The 21,677-nt window shown below is 70.0% G+C and carries 16 protein-coding genes; 6 read left to right on the top strand and 10 right to left on the bottom strand.

The genetic code is table 11. From position 1 onward, the window contains the following. Positions 1 to 132: 132 nt before the first annotated feature. Both argJ and MQH10_RS04745 read right to left on the bottom strand, forming a co-directional pair. Entirely contained in the window at positions 133 to 1,512 is a 1,380-nt protein-coding gene (gene argJ / locus MQH10_RS04750) for a bifunctional glutamate N-acetyltransferase/amino-acid acetyltransferase ArgJ (protein WP_242562974.1), read from the bottom strand. Positions 1,513 to 1,634: 122 nt separating this feature from the next. Further along, positions 1,635 to 2,657: a peptidylprolyl isomerase gene (locus tag MQH10_RS04745; RefSeq protein ID WP_419720752.1), complete on the bottom strand. Its 1,023-nt coding sequence runs from the start codon at positions 2,655 to 2,657 to the stop codon at positions 1,635 to 1,637. Between the two features lie 209 nt (positions 2,658 to 2,866). Between MQH10_RS04745 and MQH10_RS04740 the strand changes: the two genes are divergently transcribed. The 3 genes from MQH10_RS04740 (at position 2,867) to MQH10_RS04730 (ending at position 7,112) form a co-directional block, all read left to right on the top strand. Next, on the top strand, positions 2,867 to 4,039 hold the full coding sequence (locus MQH10_RS04740) for an acetyl-CoA C-acyltransferase (protein WP_242562916.1): 1,173 nt from the start codon (positions 2,867 to 2,869) through the stop codon (positions 4,037 to 4,039). Between the two features lie 169 nt (positions 4,040 to 4,208). Next, complete coding sequence (locus tag MQH10_RS04735) at positions 4,209 to 5,393, top strand: FIST signal transduction protein (protein WP_242562915.1); 1,185 nt, start codon at positions 4,209 to 4,211, stop codon at positions 5,391 to 5,393. A 3-nt stretch (positions 5,394 to 5,396) separates the two neighbouring features. Beyond that, complete coding sequence (locus tag MQH10_RS04730; protein WP_242562914.1) at positions 5,397 to 7,112, top strand: ATP-binding protein; 1,716 nt, start codon at positions 5,397 to 5,399, stop codon at positions 7,110 to 7,112. On the opposite strand, the gene MQH10_RS04725 is transcribed toward MQH10_RS04730, so the two are convergent. Continuing rightward, entirely contained in the window at positions 7,113 to 8,339 is a 1,227-nt protein-coding gene (locus tag MQH10_RS04725) for a glycoside hydrolase family 1 protein (protein WP_242562913.1), read from the bottom strand. A 168-nt stretch (positions 8,340 to 8,507) separates the two neighbouring features. Between MQH10_RS04725 and secA the strand changes: the two genes are divergently transcribed. Further along, positions 8,508 to 11,267: a preprotein translocase subunit SecA gene (secA, locus tag MQH10_RS04720; protein WP_242562912.1), complete on the top strand. Its 2,760-nt coding sequence runs from the start codon at positions 8,508 to 8,510 to the stop codon at positions 11,265 to 11,267. Positions 11,268 to 11,397: 130 nt separating this feature from the next. Here secA and MQH10_RS04715 read toward each other — a convergent pair whose 3' ends face one another. Beyond that, entirely contained in the window at positions 11,398 to 11,745 is a 348-nt protein-coding gene (locus MQH10_RS04715) for a hypothetical protein (RefSeq protein ID WP_242562911.1), read from the bottom strand. A 269-nt stretch (positions 11,746 to 12,014) separates the two neighbouring features. Between MQH10_RS04715 and bla the strand changes: the two genes are divergently transcribed. Continuing rightward, positions 12,015 to 13,118, top strand: a complete 1,104-nt coding sequence (bla, locus tag MQH10_RS04710) for a class A beta-lactamase (protein ID WP_242562910.1) — start codon at positions 12,015 to 12,017, stop codon at positions 13,116 to 13,118. On the opposite strand, the gene MQH10_RS04705 is transcribed toward bla, so the two are convergent. The 5 genes from MQH10_RS04705 to MQH10_RS04690 all read right to left on the bottom strand — a co-directional run bounded on the left by MQH10_RS04705 (position 13,115) and on the right by MQH10_RS04690 (position 19,355). Further along, entirely contained in the window at positions 13,115 to 14,491 is a 1,377-nt protein-coding gene (locus MQH10_RS04705; RefSeq protein ID WP_336605043.1) for a methyl-accepting chemotaxis protein, read from the bottom strand. The two genes, bla and MQH10_RS04705, sit on opposite strands and share 4 nt — an antisense overlap. Next, a complete protein-coding gene (locus MQH10_RS26690; RefSeq protein WP_336605042.1) occupies positions 14,437 to 15,018 on the bottom strand; it encodes a CHASE3 domain-containing protein in 582 nt (193 codons plus the stop codon). Before MQH10_RS26690 ends, MQH10_RS04705 begins: the two co-directional genes overlap by 55 nt. A gap of 497 nt (positions 15,019 to 15,515) precedes the next feature. Beyond that, the gene (locus tag MQH10_RS26685; protein WP_242562909.1) at positions 15,516 to 16,553 is read right to left on the bottom strand and encodes a DUF1499 domain-containing protein; all 1,038 of its coding nucleotides are present in this window, start codon (positions 16,551 to 16,553) and stop codon (positions 15,516 to 15,518) included. Continuing rightward, a complete protein-coding gene (locus tag MQH10_RS04695; RefSeq protein ID WP_272886722.1) occupies positions 16,526 to 18,433 on the bottom strand; it encodes a long-chain-fatty-acid--CoA ligase in 1,908 nt (635 codons plus the stop codon). The genes MQH10_RS26685 and MQH10_RS04695 overlap by 28 nt, the downstream gene beginning before the upstream one ends. A 115-nt stretch (positions 18,434 to 18,548) precedes the next feature. After that, positions 18,549 to 19,355 carry an amidohydrolase family protein gene (locus tag MQH10_RS04690; RefSeq protein ID WP_242562908.1) on the bottom strand — a complete coding sequence of 269 codons (807 nt, stop codon included), beginning with the start codon at positions 19,353 to 19,355 and terminating at the stop codon, positions 18,549 to 18,551. A gap of 75 nt (positions 19,356 to 19,430) precedes the next feature. Between MQH10_RS04690 and MQH10_RS04685 the strand changes: the two genes are divergently transcribed. Further along, positions 19,431 to 20,009: a TetR/AcrR family transcriptional regulator gene (locus tag MQH10_RS04685; RefSeq protein ID WP_242562907.1), complete on the top strand. Its 579-nt coding sequence runs from the start codon at positions 19,431 to 19,433 to the stop codon at positions 20,007 to 20,009. Here MQH10_RS04685 and MQH10_RS04680 read toward each other — a convergent pair. Further along, complete coding sequence (locus MQH10_RS04680) at positions 20,004 to 21,443, bottom strand: sulfatase-like hydrolase/transferase (RefSeq protein WP_242562906.1); 1,440 nt, start codon at positions 21,441 to 21,443, stop codon at positions 20,004 to 20,006. The two genes, MQH10_RS04685 and MQH10_RS04680, sit on opposite strands and share 6 nt — an antisense overlap. Positions 21,444 to 21,677: the final 234 nt, after the last annotated feature.

Below are 21,677 nucleotides of genomic sequence, written 5' to 3'. Positions count from 1 at the left end.
CCGCAAAGCAGGCTCACCACCGTCGTGAGGCCCAAGACCTGCCGTGAAAAGGATCGCGCCCGCATGGGAGCCATCCCATTCACGGGCTCGGCCCGTCACGCCACCGATCTCAACCGCGAGTAGATCGACCGATCAGCTGCGATAGTCGCCGTTGATCGCCACGTACTGCTTGGTGAGATCGCAGGTCCAGACGGTGGCCGAGCCCCGGCCGACGCCGACATCGACGCTGACCTCCAGCTCCTGATGCTTCATGTAGGCGCTCATCTTGCCCTCGTCATAGGTGGGCGAGATCAGGCCGTCCTGGGCGGCGACCAGCGGGCCGAACTGGATCTTCACCCGGTCGCGGTCGATCGGCTCGTCGGCGCGGCCGATGGCCATGGCGATCCGGCCCCAGTTGGCGTCCTCGCCGGCGAAGGCGGTCTTGACCAGCGGGCTTTCGGCGATGGTGCGGGCGATCTTGCGGGCCGAGGCCTGGGTCTGGGCGCCGGTGACATTGATCTTGACGAACTTGGTCGCGCCCTCGCCGTCGCGGACCAGCTGCAGGGCCAGGTCCAGCAGCACGGCCTCCAGCTTGTTGCGGAAGTCTGCCAGGCGGCGGTCGCCGGCCCGGGTGATCTTGGGCGCGCCGGACTGGCCGGTGGCGAACAGGAGCAGGGTGTCGTTGGTCGAGCGGTCGCCGTCCACCGTCACGCAGTTGAAGGTCGTGCGCGTATAGAGGCTGGCCAGGGTCTGCAGGGCGGCCGGGGCGATGGCGGCGTCGGTGACGACGAAGGCCAGCATGGTCGCCATGTCCGGGGCGATCATGCCCGAGCCCTTGCAGATGCCGGCGATCTTGACCTTCTCCCCGTCGATGACCGCCTCGGCATAGGCGCCCTTCGGGAAGGTGTCGGTGGTCATGATGGCGCGGGCCGCGCCCGCCCAGCCGTCGTCCACCAGCTTGTGCTCGATGTCGGGCAGGCGGTGGGTGATCTTGGCGTCGTCGAGCAGCACTCCGATGACCCCGGTCGAGGCCACCATCACGTCGCGCTGGCGGCAGTCGAAGCGCTTGGCGACGGCCGAGGCCACGCGGCGCACGGCGTCGGCGCCGGGCTTGCCGGTGAAGGAATTGGCGCAGCCGGCATTGACCACCAGGGCGCGGGCGTCGGCGCCCTTGGAGAGCTCCAGGTGCTTCTTGCACCAGTCGACCGGGGCCGAGCCGATGCCGTGGCGGGTGAAGACCCCGGCCGCGCTGGTCCCGCGGGCGAAGCGCATGACCATCAGGTCCTCGCGCTCGTGCTTGTAGAATCCGGCCCGCGAGGTCGCGAGCTGCACCCCCGCGATCGGCGGAATCTTCGGGAACGGCACGGCCAGGGGCGAGACCGGCAGGGCGCCCTTGGCGGGCGCCGGCGTCGCCGGGGCGGCGTCGTCGGCGAAGGGCCGCGAGGCCTTGTCGGCCCGCTTCAGGGCGGCGCGCTTGAGCGCGCTGGCCAGGGGGTCGAGGGCCTGCTGCAGGGTCTGGCCGACCACCTCCACCGGCTTGGCGGCGACCTCGAAGGCGAGTTCGGCCGGGCTCTTGGCGGCGCTCTTGGCCGGCGCGGCCTTGGCCTTGGCGGGGGTCTTGGCGGCCGGTTTGGCCGGGGTCTTGGGCGTGCGCGTCACGGCTTCACCGCCTTGGCCGGGGGTTGCAGGGGCGCGCCGGGCGGCGGCGGGACGGGCTTGGCCGCGCCGGGCTTCAACAGGTCGGGCTTCGGCGGACCGGACAGGGCGGGCGGCGCGCTGGCCGGCTCCTGGGGCGCGCCGGGCACGTCCTGGGGCGCCTTGATCAGGGTCTGGACCTTGGCGCGGCCGCGCAGCTTCTCCAGCAGGTCGCGGACCTGATCATAGGTCAGGAAGCGGACGATCTGCGGCCGGGCGGCCTCCAGCGTGATCGGCTGCTCCAGCCGGCGGTCCTCGACCTTGACGATGGCCCAGCCGCCGTCGATCTCGAAGGGACCGACGATCTGGCCGACCTTGGCCGCCTTCAGATTGGTCTCATAGGCCTCGGGCATGACGTCGGTGGTGAAATAGCCCAGGTCGCCGCCATTGAACCGGGTCGCCGCATCGGTCGAGCGCTCCATGGCGAGCGCCTCGAAGGAGGCGCCGGTGCCCAGGAGCTTCTTGACCGCGTCCGCCTCGGTCAGGCTCGGCAGGACGATCTGGCGGGCGTGGATCTCTTCCGACTGCTTGGCGAGCTTCAGCTGCTCCTGATAGAGGCCGCGGATCGCGTTCTCATTGACGGCGTCCGACACCGTGCTCTCGACCAGCATGTCGCCCAGGATGCGCTCGCGCGCCGCGGCCAGGCGGCGCTGGGCCACCGGGTCCTTGTCGAGCTTGCGCTTCAGCGCCTCCGAGGCCAGCAGCTTCTGGTCGATCACCTCGTCCATCACCCGCCGGAACAGGTCGGAGGAGACGTCGAGCGGCTCACCCTCGCCGATCAGGCCCTGCGCGACCGCCTCGCGCTTCACGTCCGAGGCCCACACGGTCTTGGCGTCCACCCGGGCCACGGCTTGGTCGCCAGGCTCGGGCGGGTGTTCCGCGCCATTGCGGCCGCCGCAGGACGCCAGCACCACCGACAGCGTCAGCACGACCGCGATCGTGCCGAAACTGCGGGCCATCCGGGTGAAACTTGCCTTCGCCATTGGGCCTCGCCTGTTGGTCGTCCGCGCCGCGGGCGCCCCGTCCCTAGATCAGGACTCCTTGGGTGGAAAGGTTTTTTGAGCTGTCTCAGCGCGCGCGGGCCGCGGGCTCGCTAGCCATTTCCGCAGCGGGACCCTAAGGTCGCGCCCTATCGAAGCCGGCGGGGTCCTGAGGGGAGCCCCGGCGGTCCATATTTTTGGGAGGATTTTTCATGTCACGCGAAGCCGTTATTGTTTCCTACGCCCGCACCGGTCTGGCCAAGTCCGCCCGCGGCGGATTCAATATGACCCCCACCGTCACCATGGCCGCCCATGCGGTCCGCCACGCCGTCCAACGCGCGGGCGTCGCCCCGGATGCGGTGGAAGACTGCATCATCGGCAATGTGGCGCACGGCGCCGGCAATATGGGCCGTCAGGCGGCCCTGCTCGGCGGCCTGCCGATCACCACCTCGGGCGTGACCGTCAACCGCTTCTGCTCCTCGGGCCTGCAGACCATCGCCACCGCGGCCAACTACATCCGCAACGACGGCGCCGACGTGGTCGTGGCCGGCGGCGTGGAATCCCTGTCCTTCCCGGGCGGCGGCGGTCCCCTCAGCAACAACGACCCGGCGCTCTCGGCCCAGTATCCGGCCATCTTCATGCCGATGATCGACACCGCCGACATCGTCGCCGAGCGCTACAAGGTCAGCCGCGAGTCCCAGGACGAATACTCCCTGGAATCCCAGCGCCGCATGGCCGCCGCCCAGCAGGCCGGCAAGTTCAAGGACGAGATCGTCCCGCTGAAGACCAAGATGAAGGTCGTCAACAAGGAGACCAAGGAAGAGTCGATCGTCGACGCCGTGGTCGACCGCGATGAGTGCAACCGTCCCGACACCACCCTGGAAGGCCTGCAAAAGCTCCAGCCGGTGCGCGGCGAAGGCAAGTACATCACCGCCGGCAACGCCTCCCAGCTGTCCGACGGCGCCGCCGCCGTGGTGGTGATGGAGGCCAAGGCCGCCGAAAAGGCCGGTCTCGCCCCGCTCGGCGCCTTCCGCGGCTGGGCCGTGGCCGGCTGCGCCCCCGACGAAATGGGCATCGGCCCGGTCTTCGCCATTCCGCGCCTGCTCGAGCGTCACGGCCTGAAGATCGACGACATCGACATCTGGGAGCTGAACGAGGCCTTCGCTTCCCAGTGCCTCTATTCCCGCGACAAGCTCGGCATCGATCCCGAGAAGTACAACGTCAACGGCGGCTCGATCGCCATCGGCCACCCCTATGGCATGACCGGCGCCCGCCTGACGGGCCACATCCTGCAGGAAGGCAAGCGCCGCGGCGCCAAGTGGGGCGTCGTCTCCATGTGCATCGGCGGCGGCATGGGCGCCGCAGGCCTGATCGAAATCTTCTGATTTCGCTCCCGGCCCGAAGGCTTCGGCCTTCGTCCGTCTGAATCACCCCCGGTCCGCAAGGGCCGGGGGTTTTTCGTTTGCGCCTGCGACAGTCCGCCGCAGGTGTTAAGGCTGAGCTTGTTTAACGACTTGGCCCTAGGCGTGGAGCAAGCCAGCCCACGAGGGATACTTGCGCACCGCCTCGGCCTTCAGCCTCGATCCGGACACCGCCGCCGGCGCCGCATCCGCCGCCGCTGACCTCGTCGCCGCCCTGGGCGAACGCCCCGACATCGTCATGGTCTACGCCACCGAGCATCACGCCGGGCCGGCCCTGATTGACGCGCTTGCCGCCGCCCTGCCCGGCGCCCGGCTGATCGGCGGCACCTCCTGCGGCGGGGTGATGACCGAGGCGGGCTTCCACGCCGGCCCGGACGGCGCGCTCGGCCTGTTCGGCGTCAGCGATCCGGCGGGCGCCTACGGGGTCGGCTTCGCCCCGATCGGCGAGGACGCCCACGCCGCCGGCGAGGCTGCCATGGCGCTGGCCCTGGCCGACGCCGGGCGCGACTTCGAAGGCCCGACCCTTGTCTGGTGCTGCCAGCCCCCCGGAACCGAGGAGCGCGTGCTGAGCGGGGTCGAGGCGGTGATCGGCCGCCGCACCCCGATCATCGGCGGCAGCTCGGCCGACGAGGCCATCGCCGGCGCCTGGCGGCAGTTCGCCACCGGCCAGCTCCTGGCCGACCACGTGGTGGTCGCCGCCCTGTTCCCCTCGGTCGGCCACGGCGCGGCCTTCCAGAGCGGCTACGCCCCCACGGGCCGCGAAGGCGTGGTCACCAAGGCCCAGGACCGCCAGGTGCTGGAGATCGACCATCGCCCGGCGGGCGAGATCTACAGCGGCTGGACCAATGGCGAGGTCTGCGCCGAGACCGCCGGCGCCATCCTGGCCAAGTCCACCCCCACCCCGCTCGGCCGGGTGGCCGCCGAGGTCGGCGGCGTGCCGATGTTCGTCCTGTCGCATCCGGCCCTGATGGGCACGGGCGGCGACCTGTCGCTGTTCACCGACATCGCCGAGGGCGACCGCATCCACCTGATGCGCGGATCGCCCGACAGCCTGGTCAAGCGCGCGGGCCTGGTGGTCGCCGACGCGCTCGCCATGGGCGGCTGGCCGGTCGAGGACACCGCCGGCGGCCTGGTGATCTATTGCGGCGGCTGCATGCTGCATGTCCGCGAGCGCATGGACGAGGTCGCCGAACAGGTCCGCGAGGCCATGGGCGGGGCGCCCTTCCTGGGCGCCTTCACCTTCGGCGAACAGGGCGCGATCGTTGACAGCTGCAACCGGCATGGGAACCTCATGGTCTCCGCCCTCACCTTCGGCTGACCCATGGAAGACATCGAGCAGCTGCGCGAAGCGCTCGCCTCGGCCAAGCAGATCGAGGCCGCCCTCACCCGGCGGCTGAGGGAACAGGACCTGGTCCTGTCCGGCCTGGCCGCCCTGCCCGACAATGACGATCCCGCCCAGCTGTTCACCCGCGCCTTCGGCCTGCTGCGCGAGGCGGTCGATTTCCAGCACGCCCTGGTGCTCACCCCAGGCCCCGACGGCTTCGTCTGCCGGGCCTCGACCGCGCCCGAGGCCCTGGGCGAGGTCTGGCCGACCGGCGGCTTCTTCAGCCGCGTCGCCAACGGCCGGGCGACCGTGGTGCCGGACAATTCCAAGCCGCCGGAATGGGCCTGCGGCGCGGCCTTCGTCCCCCCGCCCGGCGGCGGGGTCTATGCGCCGATCCGGGCCGAGGGCGGCCACGGCCTCCTGATCCTCACCCACGCCGAGCACGGGGTCTATTCGGCCCACGAGGCCAATCTCGTCTCGCGCCTCGGCCTCCTGATCTCCCAGACCCTGGCCGCCGGCCAGCGCCGCCGCCTGGAGACCGAGCGCCAGATCGCCGTACAGGCCAATGAGGCCAAGTCCCGCTTCCTGGCCAATATGAGCCACGAGATCCGCACCCCGCTGAACGGGGTGACCACCGTCGCCGAACTCCTGGCGCGCACGGCGCTCGATCCCCAGCAGGCCGAGATGTCGGCCCTCATCGTCGAGTCCGGCAAGATGCTGGAGCGGCTGCTCGGCGACGTGCTGGACTTCGCCCGCATCGAGGCCGGCCGGCTGGACATCGAGCACGCGCCCTTCGCCCTGGACGCCGCGCTCGCGGCCGTCACCGACCTCTTCGCCGCCAAGGCCGACGCCAAGGGCGTGGCCTTCCGGGCCGAGATCGATCCCTCCGCCCAGGGGAGCTTCCTGGGCGACGACCTGCGGGTGCGACAGGTCGTGGCCAATCTGCTGGGCAACGCCGTGAAGTTCACCGATCGCGGCGAGGTCGTCATGACCGTCTCCGCCCGCGACCTGGACGCCGACGGCGAGATCACCATCGTGGTGCGCGACACCGGCCACGGCTTCAGCGAGGCGGTGGCCGAGCGGCTGTTCTCGCGCTTCGAGCAGGGCGACGATTCCATCACCAAGTCCTTCGCCGGCGCGGGCCTGGGCCTGGCCATCTCGCGGGCGCTCGCCCGGCTGATGGGCGGTGACATCACCTGCACCGGCGCGCCGGATCAGGGGGCGGAGTTCGTCTTCACCTTCCGCGCGGCCCGGGCCGAGGCGGCGCAGGTCCTGGCGGCCGAGGCGACCGTCGATCCCTTGGCGGACGCGCCCCGGATCCTGGTGGTCGAGGACAACCCCAACAACCGCAAGATCGTCGGCATGATCCTGGAGCTGATCCAGGCCCAGACCGTCTTCGCCGAGAACGGCCAGGAGGCCCTCGACGCCTTCGCCCCCGATCGCTTCGACGCGGTGCTGATGGACCTGCAGATGCCGGTGATGGACGGGCTCACCGCCACCCGCGCCATCCGCGAGCGCGAGCGCCGCGAGGATCTGGCGCCGATCCCCATCGTCGTGGTCTCCGCCAACGCCATGACCCACCACGTGGCCGAATCCCTGGCCAGCGGCGCCACCACCCACCTGGCCAAGCCGATCCAGCCCATGCGCCTGATCGAGACCCTGGCCGCCCTGCTCGACCCCGACCGCAGCGACGTGGAGCTGGGCGCCGCCTGATCAGGGCCCGTCCGGGTGGGCCTGGGCGAAGTCGCCCAGCCACCGGGCGCTGTCGCGGACCTGCCGCGCGAAGGTCGCCCGATCAACGCCGATCAGGCCGAAGGTCGGGCCGTAGCCGTGCATCCACTCGAAATTGTCCAGCGCCGACCAGTGGACATAGCCCCACACCTCGGCGCCCCCCGCCCGCGCCGCCGCCAGGCCCTCCAGGGCGGCCTGGGTATAGTCCCGTCGCTGGGGATCGTGGGCGGTGGCGATGCCGTTCTCGGTGACCAGGATCGGCTTGCCGGTCCGCTGCGCCGCATAGGCGACCGAGCGGCCGAGCGCCTGGGGATAGACCTCCCAGCCGGTCAGGGTGAGCGCCTCGCCGTCCGGCGGCGGCAGCCGGCCCTGCGGCCCGAACAGCTCGCGGGTATAGGTCTGGACGCCGACAAAATCGTCGCCGGAGGTGATGTCGAGCCAGCGATCCTGCGTCTCGGCCCGGACCCGGTCGCGGGGCCCCTCCCCGCCCGGCTCGGCCTGCAGGACCGGCAGGGCCAGGGTCAGGCCGACCGGCGCGTCCGATGCGGCGCGAACTGCCTGGGCCGCCAGGGCGTGGGCGCGGGTCAGCACCGCCGGCGCCTCGCCGCCATGGGTCAGGAAAGTCGAGAACCTCGACGCCTCGATCCGGGCGGCGGCCGCGGCCCGCAGCTTCTCCAGCCGCCGGGCCCGCCGTTCAGGCGCCAGCTCGAAGGCCAGGCTGGCGAGATTGATCTCGTTGAACGTCACCCAGGCGCCGATCCGGTCGGCGAGATGGGCGGCGACGCGGGCGCAATGGTCGGCGAAACGGTCGGCGGCCTCGGGATTGTCCCACCCGCCCCGCTGGGCCAGCCACAGCGGCGAGGTGAAGTGGTGCAGGGTGACCAGCGGGGTCAGTCCCCGCGCCAGGCAGGCGTCGGCCATCCGGGCGTAGTGGTCCAGGGCGGCCTGCGAGATCCGCCCCGCCTCCGGCTCGATCCGCGCCCATTCCACCGAGAACCGGTAGGCGTTGAGGCCCAGCCCGGCCAGGAGGTCGAGATCCTGGGCATAGCGGTGATAGTGGTCGACCGCGTCCCCGGAAGGCTCGCGGAAGCCGCCGCTGCGGTCGGGCAGATTCTCGAGCAGCCAGATGTCGGAGCTGACATTGCCGCCCTCGACCTGGTGCGCCGCGGTCGCCGCACCCCACAGAAATCCGCCCCAGGGCCTATTCATAACGTCCTCACTCCTCTTGCGGCCGCCCCATCGCCGCGCCACTTGCGTTGACACTGGACGGGCCGCTGCTTAAGTCTCGCGCGCCCTGAAAAGAGCGGAAATTCCGGGCAGGCCAAGGGGCTTAGACCCGCCCCGCCCCTCGCCCCGCATCACTCCGGACCCATTCCCTTGAGCATCTTCCAACGGTTCTTCGGCTCTTCCAACGACCGCAAGGTCAAGGCCCTCGCGGCGCGGGTCGCGAAGATCAACGGCTTCGAGCCTCAGATCCAGGCCCTGTCGGACGAGGCCCTGCGGGCCAAGACCCAGGAGTTCAAGGACCGGCTGGCCAGTGGCCAGACCCTCGACCAGATCCTGGAGGAAGCCTTCGCCGTGGTGCGCGAGGCCTCGCGCCGGGTGCTCGGCCAACGCCATTACGACGTCCAGCTGGTCGGCGGCATGATGCTGCACCAGGGCGGCATCGCCGAGATGCGCACCGGTGAAGGCAAGACCCTCGTCGCCACCGCGCCCACCTATCTGAACGCGCTCACCGGCAAGGGCGTCCACGTCATCACGGTCAACGACTACCTCGCCCAGCGCGACGGCGAGTGGATGGGCCAAGTCTACCAGTTCCTGGGCCTGACGGTTGGCACCATCGTCCACGGCCTGTCCCAGACCCAGCGCAAGCAGGCCTATCAGTCGGACATCACCTACGGGACGAACAACGAGTTCGGCTTCGACTATCTGCGCGACAACCTGGTCTATGACGTCGAGGAGATGGTCCAGCGCGGCCACCACTTCGTCATCGTCGACGAGGTGGACTCGATCCTGATCGACGAGGCGCGCACGCCTCTGATCATCTCGGGCCCGACCGAGGACCGCTCGGAGTTCTACAAGACCATCGATCTCCTGGTGAAGGAGCTCATCAAGGATCCGACCACCTTCGACCACGACGAGAAGCAGCGGCAGGTGATCCTGACCGAAGAAGGCTCGGAGAAGATCGAGGAGATCCTGATGGAAGCCGGCCACCTGGCCGAGGATTCCGCCGGGCTCTACGACGCCGCCAATGTCTCGGTGGTGCACCATGTGAACCAGGCGCTGCGCGCCAACGTCCTCTACACCCGCGACAAGGACTATATCGTCCGCGCCGGCGAGGTGATCCTGATCGACGAGTTCACCGGCCGCATGATGCACGGCCGCCGCCTGTCCGAGGGCCTGCACCAGGCCATCGAGGCCAAGGAAGGCGCCCACATCCAGCCCGAGAACCAGACGCTCGCCTCGGTCACCATCCAGAACTATTTCCGCCTCTACGAGAAGCTGTCGGGCATGACCGGCACGGCGGCCACCGAGGCGCAGGAATTCGCCGACATCTACAAGATGGATGTCTCCGAGATCCCGACCAACCGCCCGGTCGCCCGGATCGACGACGACGACGAGGTCTATCGGACCGAGGCCGAGAAGAACCAGGCCATCCTCAAGCAGATCGAGGAATGCTTCCGGCGCGGCCAGCCGGTGCTGGTCGGCACGGTGTCGATCGAGAAGTCCGAGACGCTCTCGACCCTGCTGAACGGCCACAAGTTCGAGGTCGACGGCAAGAAGTACAACGGCATTCCGCACAACGTGCTGAACGCCCGCTATCACGAGCAGGAAGCCTTCATCGTCGCCGACGCGGGCGTCCCCGGCGCGGTGACCATCGCCACCAACATGGCCGGCCGCGGCACCGACATCCAGCTCGGCGGCAATGTCGACATGAAGCTGGCCAAGTGGCGCGACGAGCAGCGCGGCCTGGGCATCGAGGTCACGCCCGAACAGGCGCTTGAGCAGAAGGCGATCATCGAGGCCGAGATCAAGGAACTGAAGGACCAGGCCATGGCGGCCGGCGGTCTGTTCGTCCTGGGCACCGAGCGCCATGAAAGCCGCCGGATCGACAACCAGCTGCGCGGCCGGACCGGCCGTCAGGGCGACCCCGGCCACTCGAAGTTCTTCCTGTCCTGCGAGGACGACCTTCTGCGCATCTTCGCCGGCGAGCGCCTGGACTCGATCATGCGCACCTTCGGCGTCCAGGAGGGTGAGGCCATCACCCACAAGTGGCTGAACGGCGCGATCGCCACGGCCCAGAAGCGCGTCGAACAGCGCAACTACGAAATCCGCAAGAACCTCCTGAAGTACGACGACGTCGTCAACGACCAGCGCAAGGCCGTGTTCGAGCAGCGCGCCGAGTTCATGACCGCCGCCGACCTGTCCGACGTCATCAACGAGATGCGCCAGGACACCATCGAGGACCTGGTCACCCGCCACCTGCCGCCCAAGGCCTATGCCGAGCAGTGGGACGTCGCGGGCCTCGAGCACCATGTCCGCGAGATGCTGGGCCTGGAGCTGCCGATCGCCGCCTGGGCGGCCGAGGAAGGCATCGCCAACGAAGAGATCCAGGCGCGCATCCAGGCGGCGGCCGACGCCCGCGCCGCCGAGCGCGAGCAGCTGATCAGCCCCGATCAGATGCGCAATATCGAGAAGAGCTTCCTGCTGCAGATGGTCGACATGCAGTGGCGCGAGCACCTCATGCATCTGGACCACCTGCGCAACGTCATCGGCCTGCGCGGCTACGGCCAGCGCGATCCGCTGAACGAGTACAAGACCGAGGCCTTCTCACTGTTCGAGAAGCTGCTGGTCGACCTGCGCCAGAACGTGACCCGCTGGCTGATGACGGTGGAGTTCGAGTTCCAGCAGCCGGAGCCCGCGCCCCAGACCCGCTTCACCGAGGTCCACATGGACCCGCTGAGCGGCGAGAACGCCGCCCAGATGGGCCAGCTGCCCGACGGCCTGTCGCCGGAACAGCGCCAGGCCCTGCCGATCTCGGCCCTGCCGCATGGCTGGGAAGACACCGGCCGCAACGCCGCCTGCCCCTGCGGCTCAGGCAAGAAGTTCAAGCACTGCCACGGCGCCCTGGTCTGAGGGCCGGGGCCGCCAGCGGTTCACGCCGCGGCCACGCCTGTCACGATCGCCAAGTTGCTCCCCCGCTGGGGGAGCTGGCGCGAAGCGCCTGAGGGGGACTTTGGCTCTCTCGGCTGAGGTTCGCCCCCCTTCAGCCCGTATCGCCGAACCGGGGGTCCTCGAGATTGGCCGCGGCCGCCTCGTCGGCGAGCCGCCAGCGGTGGGAGCCGGGGCCGAAGGGCAGGACGAACAGATGCGTGTGGCCCAGGCCGCCCTGGGCGAGGCCCTGGTCGAAGGCGCTGATCAGGTCCTCGCGCAGGTCGTGAGGCGGATTGCGGTGGTCGAAGCCGGCGCGGCGGGCGATGTCGCCGATCACCATGTCCCGGTGCGCCTGGCCGCCATAGGCCTGGAGCGAGCGGGCGATCTCGAAGACCAGCGCCTCGGCGATGGTCGGCTTCCTGCGGCGGGTCCGGCGTGGGAACGCCACGACATCCGACATGTCACTTCCCCGTACATATCTCGTTAACGCTTGACGGACCGCGACTCGCCACAGGCAGGGCGGCCGCGCAATCGCGGCGCGCCTCAATCTGGGTCGATGAGCGGCGCCCAGGCGCCCACCCTGGGGTCGGCGCCGGCCCGGGGTCCGCGGCGCCTGGAATGAGGGCGCCGGCGCGCGCCTCGGGCGAGCCGGTTGGCGCTCGCCCCCCGCCGCCTCTATGGTGCCGGCATCGGACGCCGGACGGGACAGGGAGGGAGCAGATCTTGTCGATGCGACGCACGCTGCGCCCCATGCCCCTGGCCAGGCTCCTGACCCGCGTCGCGGTGGCCGGCGGCCTCTTGTCCCTGGTCCTGCTGATCCCCGTCGCCAAGACCGAGCCAGAGCAGAAGGTCGACGGCCGCGTGGTCCGCCAGGCCGCCGCCACCCTGGCAGCGCCGGATCTCACCGCCAGGATCACCGAGCTGGGCGAGGGCTTCGACGGCCGCGTCGGCATCGCCGTGCGCGATCTGAAGGAAGGCTGGACGACCAATTTCGACGGGGACGCCCCCTATCCCCAGCAGAGCGTCAGCAAGCTGTGGGTGGCGCTCGCCGTGCTCGACGCCGTGGACCGGGGCCGGCTGGCGCTGCAGGACACCGTCACCATCCGCCCCGACGATCTCAGCGTCTTCCACCAGCCGATCCGGGCCCGGGTGGTGGGCGCCGGCGCCTATGCCGCCACGATCCGCCAGCTGCTGTCCGGGGCGATCAGCCAGAGCGACAACACCGCCAATGACGTGCTGCTGAACGCCGTCGGCGGGCGCGCCGTGGTTCAGGCGGCGGTCAACGCCCGCCAGCTCGCCGGCATCACCGCCAGCCCCAGCGAGCGGGACATGCAGACCGAGACCGCCGGCCTGGAATGGCGTCGCGAATATTCCTTCGCCCACAGCTTCTGGGACGATCGCGACAAGCTGCCCCTGGAGTTCCGCCGGGTGTCGCTGGACGAGTATCTCGCCCATCCGCCGGACGCCGCCTCACCGAACGGCATGGTCAACGCCCTGGACCGGCTGCACGCCGGACGCCTGCTGGGTCCGCAATCGACCCAGCTCCTGCTGCAGCTGATGGTCGAGGCCGAGACCGGCCCCAGCCGGCTGAAGGCCGGCCTGCCGCCGGGCTGGACGCTCGCCCACAAGACCGGCACCGGCCAGGTGCTGGGGCCCGTGGCCACCGGCTTCAATGACGTGGGGGTGATCACCGCCCCGGACGGTCACGCCTATGCGGTGGCGGTGATGATCGCCCAGACCCGGACCTCCATCGAGACCCGGGAGCAGGTCATGGTCGAGGTCGCCCGGGCGATCGTCGCCCATCACGACCGCGAAGCGGCTCGGCCCGCCTAGAACTCTTCCCAGCCGTCGCCGCCGCCCGAGGCCGCGACCGGGGCGCTGCGGCCGCCGCTGGCGGCCATCCGCGGCCGGATCGCCTGGGTGGCGCGGACCGGCGGGGCGCCGCCGCTGAAGCGGAAGCGGCCGACATAGCCGGACAGGACGCTGGCTTCCTTCTTCAGGCCGTGGGTGGCGGCGGTCGCCTCCTCCACCATGGCCGCGTTCTGCTGGACCACCTGGTCCATCTGGTTCACGGCGGCGTTGACCTCGGTGAGGCCCGTGGCCTGCTCGCCCGCCGCGCCGGCGATGGTGTTCACCAGGCTGTCGATCAGGGCGACCTGGTCGACGATGCGCTGCAGGGCCTCGCCGGTCTGGCCGACCAGCTGCACGCCCGAGCTGACCTGGGTGGTGGAGGCCGAGATCAGGGCCTTGATCTCGCGGGCCGCGTCGGCCGAGCGCTGGGCCAGCGCCCGCACCTCGGAGGCGACGACCGCGAAGCCCTTGCCGGCCTCGCCCGCCCGTGCCGCCTCGACCCCGGCGTTCAGGGCCAGCAGGTTGGTCTGGAAGGCGATCTCGTCGATGACGCCGATGATCTGGGCGATCTGGCCCGACGAGCTCTCGATCTCGGTCATGGCGGCGACGGCCTGCTTGACCACCTCGCCGGAGCGGGCCGCGTCCGACCGCGCCGTGGCCACCACGCCGGAGGCCTCCTTGGCCCCGCTGGCGGTCTGGCGCACCGTGGCGGTGATCTCGTCCAGGGCGGCGGCGGTCTCCTCCAGGCTGGCGGCCTGCTGCTCGGTGCGCCGCGACAGGTCGTCGGAGGCCTGGGCGATCTCGTCGGTGCCGGCATTGACCCCGCCCGTCGCCGTCGCGATGGCGGTCATGGCCGCCTCAAGCGTCGAGACGGCGGCGTTGAAGTCGTCCTTCAGCTTCATGTAGCGGCCGGAGAAGTTCGAATCGATGCGGGCGCCCAGGTCGCCCTCCGACAGCCGGGCCAGGCCGGTGGCCAGCGCGTCGACCACTTCCTCCTGCTCGGCCTGCACCTTGCGGCGCTCGGCCTCGTTGGCGGCGCGGGCCTGTTCGCTCTCGCCGCGGGCCGCCTCGGCCTCGTGCTCCAGGCGCTCATTGGCGATGGCCGCCTCCTTGAAGGACAGAAGGGCGGCGGCCATCAGGCCCACCTCGTCCTTGCGGCCGACGCCGGGGACGTCGATGTGCTTGTCGCCGGCCGCCAGCCGGCGCATCACCGCCGTCATGGCGGTCACCGGGGCGGCGATGGCGCCCGACAGGATCAGGCCGCCGCCGACGGCGATGGCGCCGGTCAGGGTGATGCCGATCAGCAGGGCCAGGCCCGATTCCCGCAGCGCCTTGGCCTGGGCCTTGGATTCCACCTCCAGCTGGTCTTGGCGGTGTCGACGACCGCCTGGATGGCGTCCTCCACCGGCTCGACCGCCTTGTCGGCCACGCCGTCGTGGCGAACCAGCTCGACGGCCTGGGGCCGGGTGGCCGGGTCGACGCCCAGCTGCTCGCCGGGCTCGATCGCCGCGGCGCGGTAGGCGGCGTAGGCGGTCTCGATCGCCTTGACCCGGTCCTGGGCGGCGGAGTCCGAACCGGCCAGGCCGTGCAGGGTCTCGAGCGCGGCCAGGAACTTGGGCTTGTGGGCCTCCTCCAGCCGCTTCACGTAATAGTCGTCGCCCGACAGCAGGAAGCCGCGCAGCGAGTTCTCCTGGCGGGTCAGTCGGAAGGCCGCCGCATTGGCCGCCTCCACCGCCGCATAGGACTGGTTCATGCGGTCGACGGAGTGGTGGAAGGTGAGGTTGTTGGCGAAGAGCGTGGCGCCCATGCAGGCGATGGTCGCCAGCATCACCGCGAACACCGCCATCAGCTTTGTTGGGATTTTCAGGTCACCGAACCGCATTTCCGTCTCCCGCGACGTCGCCTTCAGGTCTTCGCCGTAGTGCGAAGAACCGACTACTTGTTGCGGTACTCGCTGGCGCTTGCCTCTCGGTTAACGGAACATTGCTGTGGGTGTGGCGGGATGTCGCATCAGGCCCGAAACAGCAAAAACCCCGGCCGCGGGGAAGCGACCGGGGTTCATGGACGATCGGCGGGCCGAAATCGTTTGGCGATTCCGACCCGCCGCGCCGAACCATCTCCGCCCAGGAGGACGCCAAAAGGCGAAGACAGTTCTACTCTGCGGAGATCAGGACTTGCCGTTCGACCAGATGGCCGTGCCGAACAGCACCACCGCCAGGAGGCTGAAGCCTCCGATCACGCCGTAGAGATAAATCTCTTGGACCAGGGTGGGCAGGTGGGGCATTGGCGATCTCCTCTTTGAAAGGAGAATGCCGCGGCTGGCCGGGCGCGCTTTGACCGAGATCAAAACGGCCAAGCTTGCCCGAAATCAAATGCGCCTCAGCTGCGCATGAACCCCATCAGCCGGCCGATCCGGGTGCAGTTGGCGCCCAGGTCCGGGGTCGGCGCCCGGTCCACGGCGCGCATGTCGATCCGCGCGCCCCGCGGGTCGGGCAGGATGCGGACCACCACGTCGCTGCGCAGGCCGAACAGCAGGCTGCGGGCCGTGGCCTCCAGCCGCCCCTGGCGCGGATCGTCGGTGACGAGGGCCAGGCCCGCCTGCTCGACCGCGGCCTTGGCGCGGGCGTAGGCGGCCGCGGTGTCGGCGGTCAGGATCAGCGGGCGGGCCACCGCGCAGGTCTCGGCGTTGACCTCGGCGACCCGGCGGCCGGCATAGAACTCGGCGCCCAGCGGGACGACGGGATCGAACTCCACCGGCACGGAATCGGCGCCCCGCTGGCTCATGATCCGCTGCGAGAAGGTCAGCGGCCGGGTCCAGTCGGTGGACACGTCATTGACCGGCGGGTTGGTGATCTGGGCCTGGCGCGCCCAGACATAGCCGCCCATGGTCGCCAGGCTGAGCCCCAGCACCAGGAAGGCCTTCAGCCCCAGCCGGCCGAAGCCGGCGAACAGGGCGATGATCACCCCGACCAGGCCGGTGGCCACGCTGAGCAGGGCGATCTTCGGCGCCCATTCGAGCGTGATCAGGCCCAGGCCCGTCTTCCAGTCCATCAGGCCGAAGCGGGTGCCGAGCATGGCCGCCCCGACCATGACCGCCGGCGCGAGCGCCAGCAGCAGGGCGAAGTCCAGATAGCCGCCCGACAGACCGCCGGACCCGGCCTTGCCCGACTTGGCCTTGCGGGCGGCCTTCTTGCGCGCCTTGGTCCCAACCGGGGTGAAGCCCAGGCTCAGGGGCGTGTCGCCGAACACGTCGGCCTCGGGGGCCGGCAGGGGGTCAGCCGGGGCCTCAGCCCGCGGCTCAGCGGGAAAAGGGCGGCCGGCTTCCGCCGCGGCCTCCGCAGCGCCGGCGCCGGGGAACTTGGTCTCGGTGAAGGTCGGTTCGATGACCGTCAGCCCACGGACCGGTTCGGCCTGCACCGGCCGCGCCTGGGGCGACCAGGCGGTGTGGTCGGCGGGCGGCGGCTCATGATGCGCGACGGGCGGCGGCTCGGGGCGCGCCTCCGCGACCGGGGCCGGCGCGGGCTCGGGGGCGGAGGGCTCGACCACGTGCATGGCGGCGCCGGCTCATGGGCGTGCGGCGCTTCGGGCGCGGGATGCGCCTCGGGCTCGGGGGCGTAGATCTTCGGCTCGGGCGGGGCGGCCAGGGCCACCGTGGCCGCGGCCGCCGCGACGGCGGCGGTCGGCAGCACATAGTCGGCCATCCGCTGACGGATCAGCTTCTTGTCGATCTTGCCGGTCGCGCCCAGCGGGATGTCGTCGACGAAGACCACGTCGTCGGGCATCCACCACTTGGCGATCTTGCCTTCCAGGAACTGGAGGAACTCTTCCTTGGTCGCCGTCTGGCCGGCCTTCAGCTTGACCAGCAGCAGCGGCCGCTCGTCCCACTTGGGGTGGGCCACGCCGATCACGGCGGCCAGTTCGGCCTTGGGGTGGCCGGCGGCGATGTTCTCGATCTCGATCGAGCTGATCCACTCCCCGCCGGACTTGATCACGTCCTTGGAGCGGTCGGTGATCTGCATGAAGCCGTGCTGGTCGAGGGTCGCCACGTCGCCGGTGTCGAAATAGCCCTCGCCGTCCAGGATCTGGCCGCCGTCGCCGCGGAAATATTCGCCGACCACGAACGGGCCCTTGACCATCAGCTTGCCGAAGGTCGCGCCGTCGTGCGGCAGCACCTTGCCGCTGTCGTCGACCAGCTTCAGGTCGATGCCGAGCGGCGGGCGGCCCTGCTTCAGCTTGAAGCGCAGCTGGTCCTCGGCGTCCATGGCGGCGATGGCCGCATTGGGCGTGGCCTGGGTGCCCAGCGGCGAGGTCTCGGTCATGCCCCAGGCGTGGGTCACGTCGACGCCATAGTCGTCGCGGAAGCGGCGGACGATCGCCTCGGGCACCGCCGAGCCGCCGATCACCACCCGCTTCAGGCTGGTCAGCTTGCCGTTGGTGGCCTCCAGGTGCTGCAGCAGCATCTGCCACACGGTCGGCACGGCGGCCGAGAAGGTGACCTGCTCGGTCTCCAGCAGTTCGTGGATCGAGGCGCCGTCCAGCTTCGGGCCGGGCATGACCAGCTTGGCGCCCACGGCCGGCGCCGAGAAGGCGACGCCCCAGGCGTTGGCGTGGAACATCGGCACCACCGGCAGCACGGTGTCCGTCGCCCCGATGCCGAGCACGTCGGCGCCCATGGTCACGAGCGTATGGAGGAAGTTCGAGCGGTGCGAATAGAGCACGCCCTTGGGATTGCCCGTCGTGCCGGAGGTGTAGCAGAGGCCGGCCGGCGAATTCTCGTCAAAGCCGCCCCAGGCGCAGTCGGCCGAGGCCTCGCCGATCAGGGTCTCGTAGCAGAGGGCGCCGGGCAGCTCGGCCGTCATGTGGTCGGCGTCGGTCAGCACGATGATCTGCTTCACCGTCGGGATCTGGTCGCGGATCTGGGCCAGGATCGGCAGGAAGGTCAGGTCGGTGAAGATGATCCGGTCTTCGGCGTGGTTGATGATGTAGACCAGCTGCTCGGAGAACAGGCGCGGATTGAGGGTGTGGCACACCGCCCCGATCCCCATGATCCCGTACCAGGCCTCGATATGGCGCGCGGTGTTCCAGGCGAGCGTCGCGACCCGGTCGCCGGTCTGGACGCCCAGATGCTTCAGCACATTGGACACCCGCTTGGCGCGGCCATGCACGTCGCCATAGGTGGTGCGGGTGATCGGCCCCTCGACGGACCGGGTCACGATCTCGCGCGCCCCGTGCCAGGACTTGGCGTGATCGAGGATCCGGTCGACCGTCAGCGGCCAGTCCTGCATCCTGCCTTGCATCGTCGTTCTCTCCCAGATCTTGGCCCTTTTACAGGCCCCGCTAGGCTAGAGAGTCCCGCCCGTCCAGGCAACGCGGCGCGCGCGCGACGCGAGGGAAACTGGGGGTTTCCGGCGCCTAGAGGGCGAACACCTGGCGGGCGGTCCCACCCAGGAACGCCGCCCGCGCCTCCGGGCTCAACCCCAGATCATCCAATCCCTCCAGCGCCCGGTCCGGCGTGATCATCGGATAGTTGGTCCCGAACATCACCTTGGCCCGGCCATGCCCGCGCATGTAGTCGACCAAGGCGGGGGGATAGCGCCTGGCGGTGTAGGCGGAGGTGTCGATGAAGACATTCTCGTGCTTCGTCGCCACGGCGACGGCCTCGTCGGTCCAGGGATAGCCTATATGGCCGCCGACAATCTTGAGCTCCGGGAAATCCAGCGCCACCTGATCCAGATAGATCGGCCGCCCGACTTCCGACGGCGCCAGGGGCCCGGTGTGACCGATCTGGGTGCAGAAGGGCGCACCCACCTCGCAACAGGCGGCATAGGCCGGATAGAAGCGCCGATCCGTCGGGGGCGTCTCCCAAAGCCAGGGCAGGATGCGAATGGCCTTGAACCCCAGCACCTCGACACACCGGCGGATTTCTTGAACCGCCTCCATGGGGCGCGTGATGTCAGCCGAGCCGACGCCGACCAGCCTGTCGGGCGCCTGGGCCACGAATGCGGCGACCTCGTCGTTCGAGATCATCACATTGCGGGGCGCGTACCAGGCGCAGATCAGGGCCTTGTCGACGCCGCCGCGGTCCATCGCCGCCAGGGTCACGGACAGGGGCAGGGCGGTGCTTGGGGCCTCGGCCTTGTTCCATCGACGCAGCGACGCGAACACCGGATCCTGACTGTGGCGCAAGGTCGGATGTTGCGCCCAGGCGTCGATGATCATGCCGAATCCCCTTCCCATGCGACGGAAGACCGCCTTAGAGCATTGCTCTAGAGTGTTACTCTAATCAGGAAGATCATGAGCGCAAGGGACGATCTGCTACGGGCGGGGTTCGCGACCATGGACCAGGTCGGCTTCGACGCGGCGACCGTGGCGGCGATCTGCCGGGCGGCCGGGGTGTCGAATGGCAGCTTCTTCCACGCCTTCGCGTCAAAGGACGCCCTGGCGGCGGAGTTGTTCATGACCGCCCTGGAGGCCTATCACGCGGCCATGTTGAGCCCCCTGACCCCGGGCCTGGGGGCGGCGGACGGAATCGAAGCCCTGGTCTCGGCCCATCTGACCTGGGTGACCGGGGCCCGCGCCCAGGCCCGCTTCATGTTCGAGCGCTCGCGGGCCGAATGGATGGTGCATATCCGGGCGCGCCAGCAGGCGGAGAACAGGCGCTATGGCGAGGCGATCGGGGCCTGGCGCGACCCGTTGATCGCATCCGGCCACCTGCGCGACCTCTCACCGATGGTGTTCATGGCTCAGATCATCGGACCAGCCCAGATCCTTTGCCGCGCTTGGCTTTCCGGTCGTGACGACGCCGACCCGCGCGACCAGCAGAGCGTGCTCGCCGATTGCGCCCGCCGCGCTCTGATGGCCGCCCCCCTATAGCGTCTCCGGCCAGCGCCCCACCCCGCCGTTCTCGATCAAGAGCCCCGTCAGCGTCCGGTCGGCGTGCTGAGCGCGCCAGGCCAGCATGGCCTGGGCATGGGCGAGCCGCACGGCCGGGTCGTCGGTCTGCGTCCGCCAGGTCGGGTCGGCCACGAGGTCGAAGCAGAGCGACCCGCCGTCGCCGAACTGCACATAGGCCGCGGTCTCCGAGCGCAGCACCGCCAGGTTCTGTCGCTCCAGCCGCCGGTCCCAGGGCCAGGCGTGCGGTCCGCGCGGAATGACGGCGCCGCGCCAATCGAACTCCCAATGGGCCGCCTCCCGCCACCAGGGCGGCTCGGCCCCCTCCAGGAACGGGGTCAGGGGCAGGCCGTCGCACTGGGCCGGCACGGGCAGCCCCATGGCCTCGCAGAGCGTCGGCAGCACATCGACATTCTCGGTGAAGCGCTCGACCACCGTCCCATGGCCCTGCGGCCGGCGCGGATCACGGACGATGCCCAGCACGTGATAGCTCGCCTCGAAGAACCCGCCCTTCTGGATCAGGCCGTGGTCGCCCAGCTGCTCCCCGTGGTCGGCGGTGACCAGGATGAGCGTGTCCTCCCACTGGCCGCGCGCCTCCAGCGCCGCCCACAGCCGGCCGAGCTGATGGTCGACCTCGGCGATCATGGCGAAGTACTGGGCCTGCACATGGGCCATCTCGGCCGCATCGGTCGGCGCGGCCATGGCCGAGCGCAGCAGGGCGTCATGCAGCCTGTGCCGCTGGTCCGACATCGCGATCGGCGCCGGCATCGCGGCCGGGTCATACAGCCCCGCATAGTCGCCGGCCGCCGCATAGGGCGGATGCGGGCGCAGCTGCGACAGGTGGGCGAACCAGGGCCCTTCCTGGCCGTCGATCCAGTCGATCAGCACATCGGTGTGATAGGCCGACAGGCTGTGCTCGGCCGGCCGCCCCGGCTCGCCGCCGACCGCGCCCTCATAGTCGTCGGGAACCTCGTGGCCGCGCTCGCGCAGCCAGCGCACCCAGACGCTCGGATCATGGGTGGCGAAGTTCAGCCCCACCTCGAAGCCCGGCAGGATCCCCTCCCAGCTCTTCAGCCGCGGATCGTCCGGCCCGGTGATCTCGCGCGGATCGACCGCCTGGTCGGTATAGCCGAACAGGGTCGGGACATAGCCCGCCCGCCGCGCCGCCCAGGCCACATTGTCCAGCCGCCGGTCGAGCGGCGTGCCATTGGCCACCACCCGATGATTGAGCTGATAGGTCCCGGTATAGAGGCTGGCCCGCCCGGGGCTGCAGGGCGCCGCCTGGCTGTAGTGCCGCGCGAACCGCACCCCCTCCGCCGCCAGCCGGTCCAGGTGCGGCGTCCGCGCGATCGGATGGCCCGCCGCCGACAGGCAGTCGCCGCGGAACTGGTCGAGGGTGATCAGGAGGATGTTCATGGCCGCCGAGTGTGGCCGCTGTCGGGGCGCGGCGGAAGAGGCCCGGCAAGCGTTCCTTCTCCCGCAAGGGGAGAAGGGCGCGCACCGGCCGCCCTTAACAATCATTACGTCCGTGTAAGTAATGTAAATATTCAATGTCACATGTACATTCTGTAATTCTCTTACATCTTCGTCATTACGCCGACTTAACAAGACTTCTGAACTTCACCTCTGTAGACCACAGTCATCGGCCGC

It is taken from the genome of Phenylobacterium aquaticum (assembly GCF_022695515.1).
GTDB classification, from domain to species: Bacteria; Pseudomonadota; Alphaproteobacteria; order Caulobacterales; family Caulobacteraceae; genus Phenylobacterium; species Phenylobacterium aquaticum.
The sequence above is the reverse complement of the archived record's forward strand: the minus strand, read 5'-3'. Positions and strand labels throughout refer to the sequence as shown.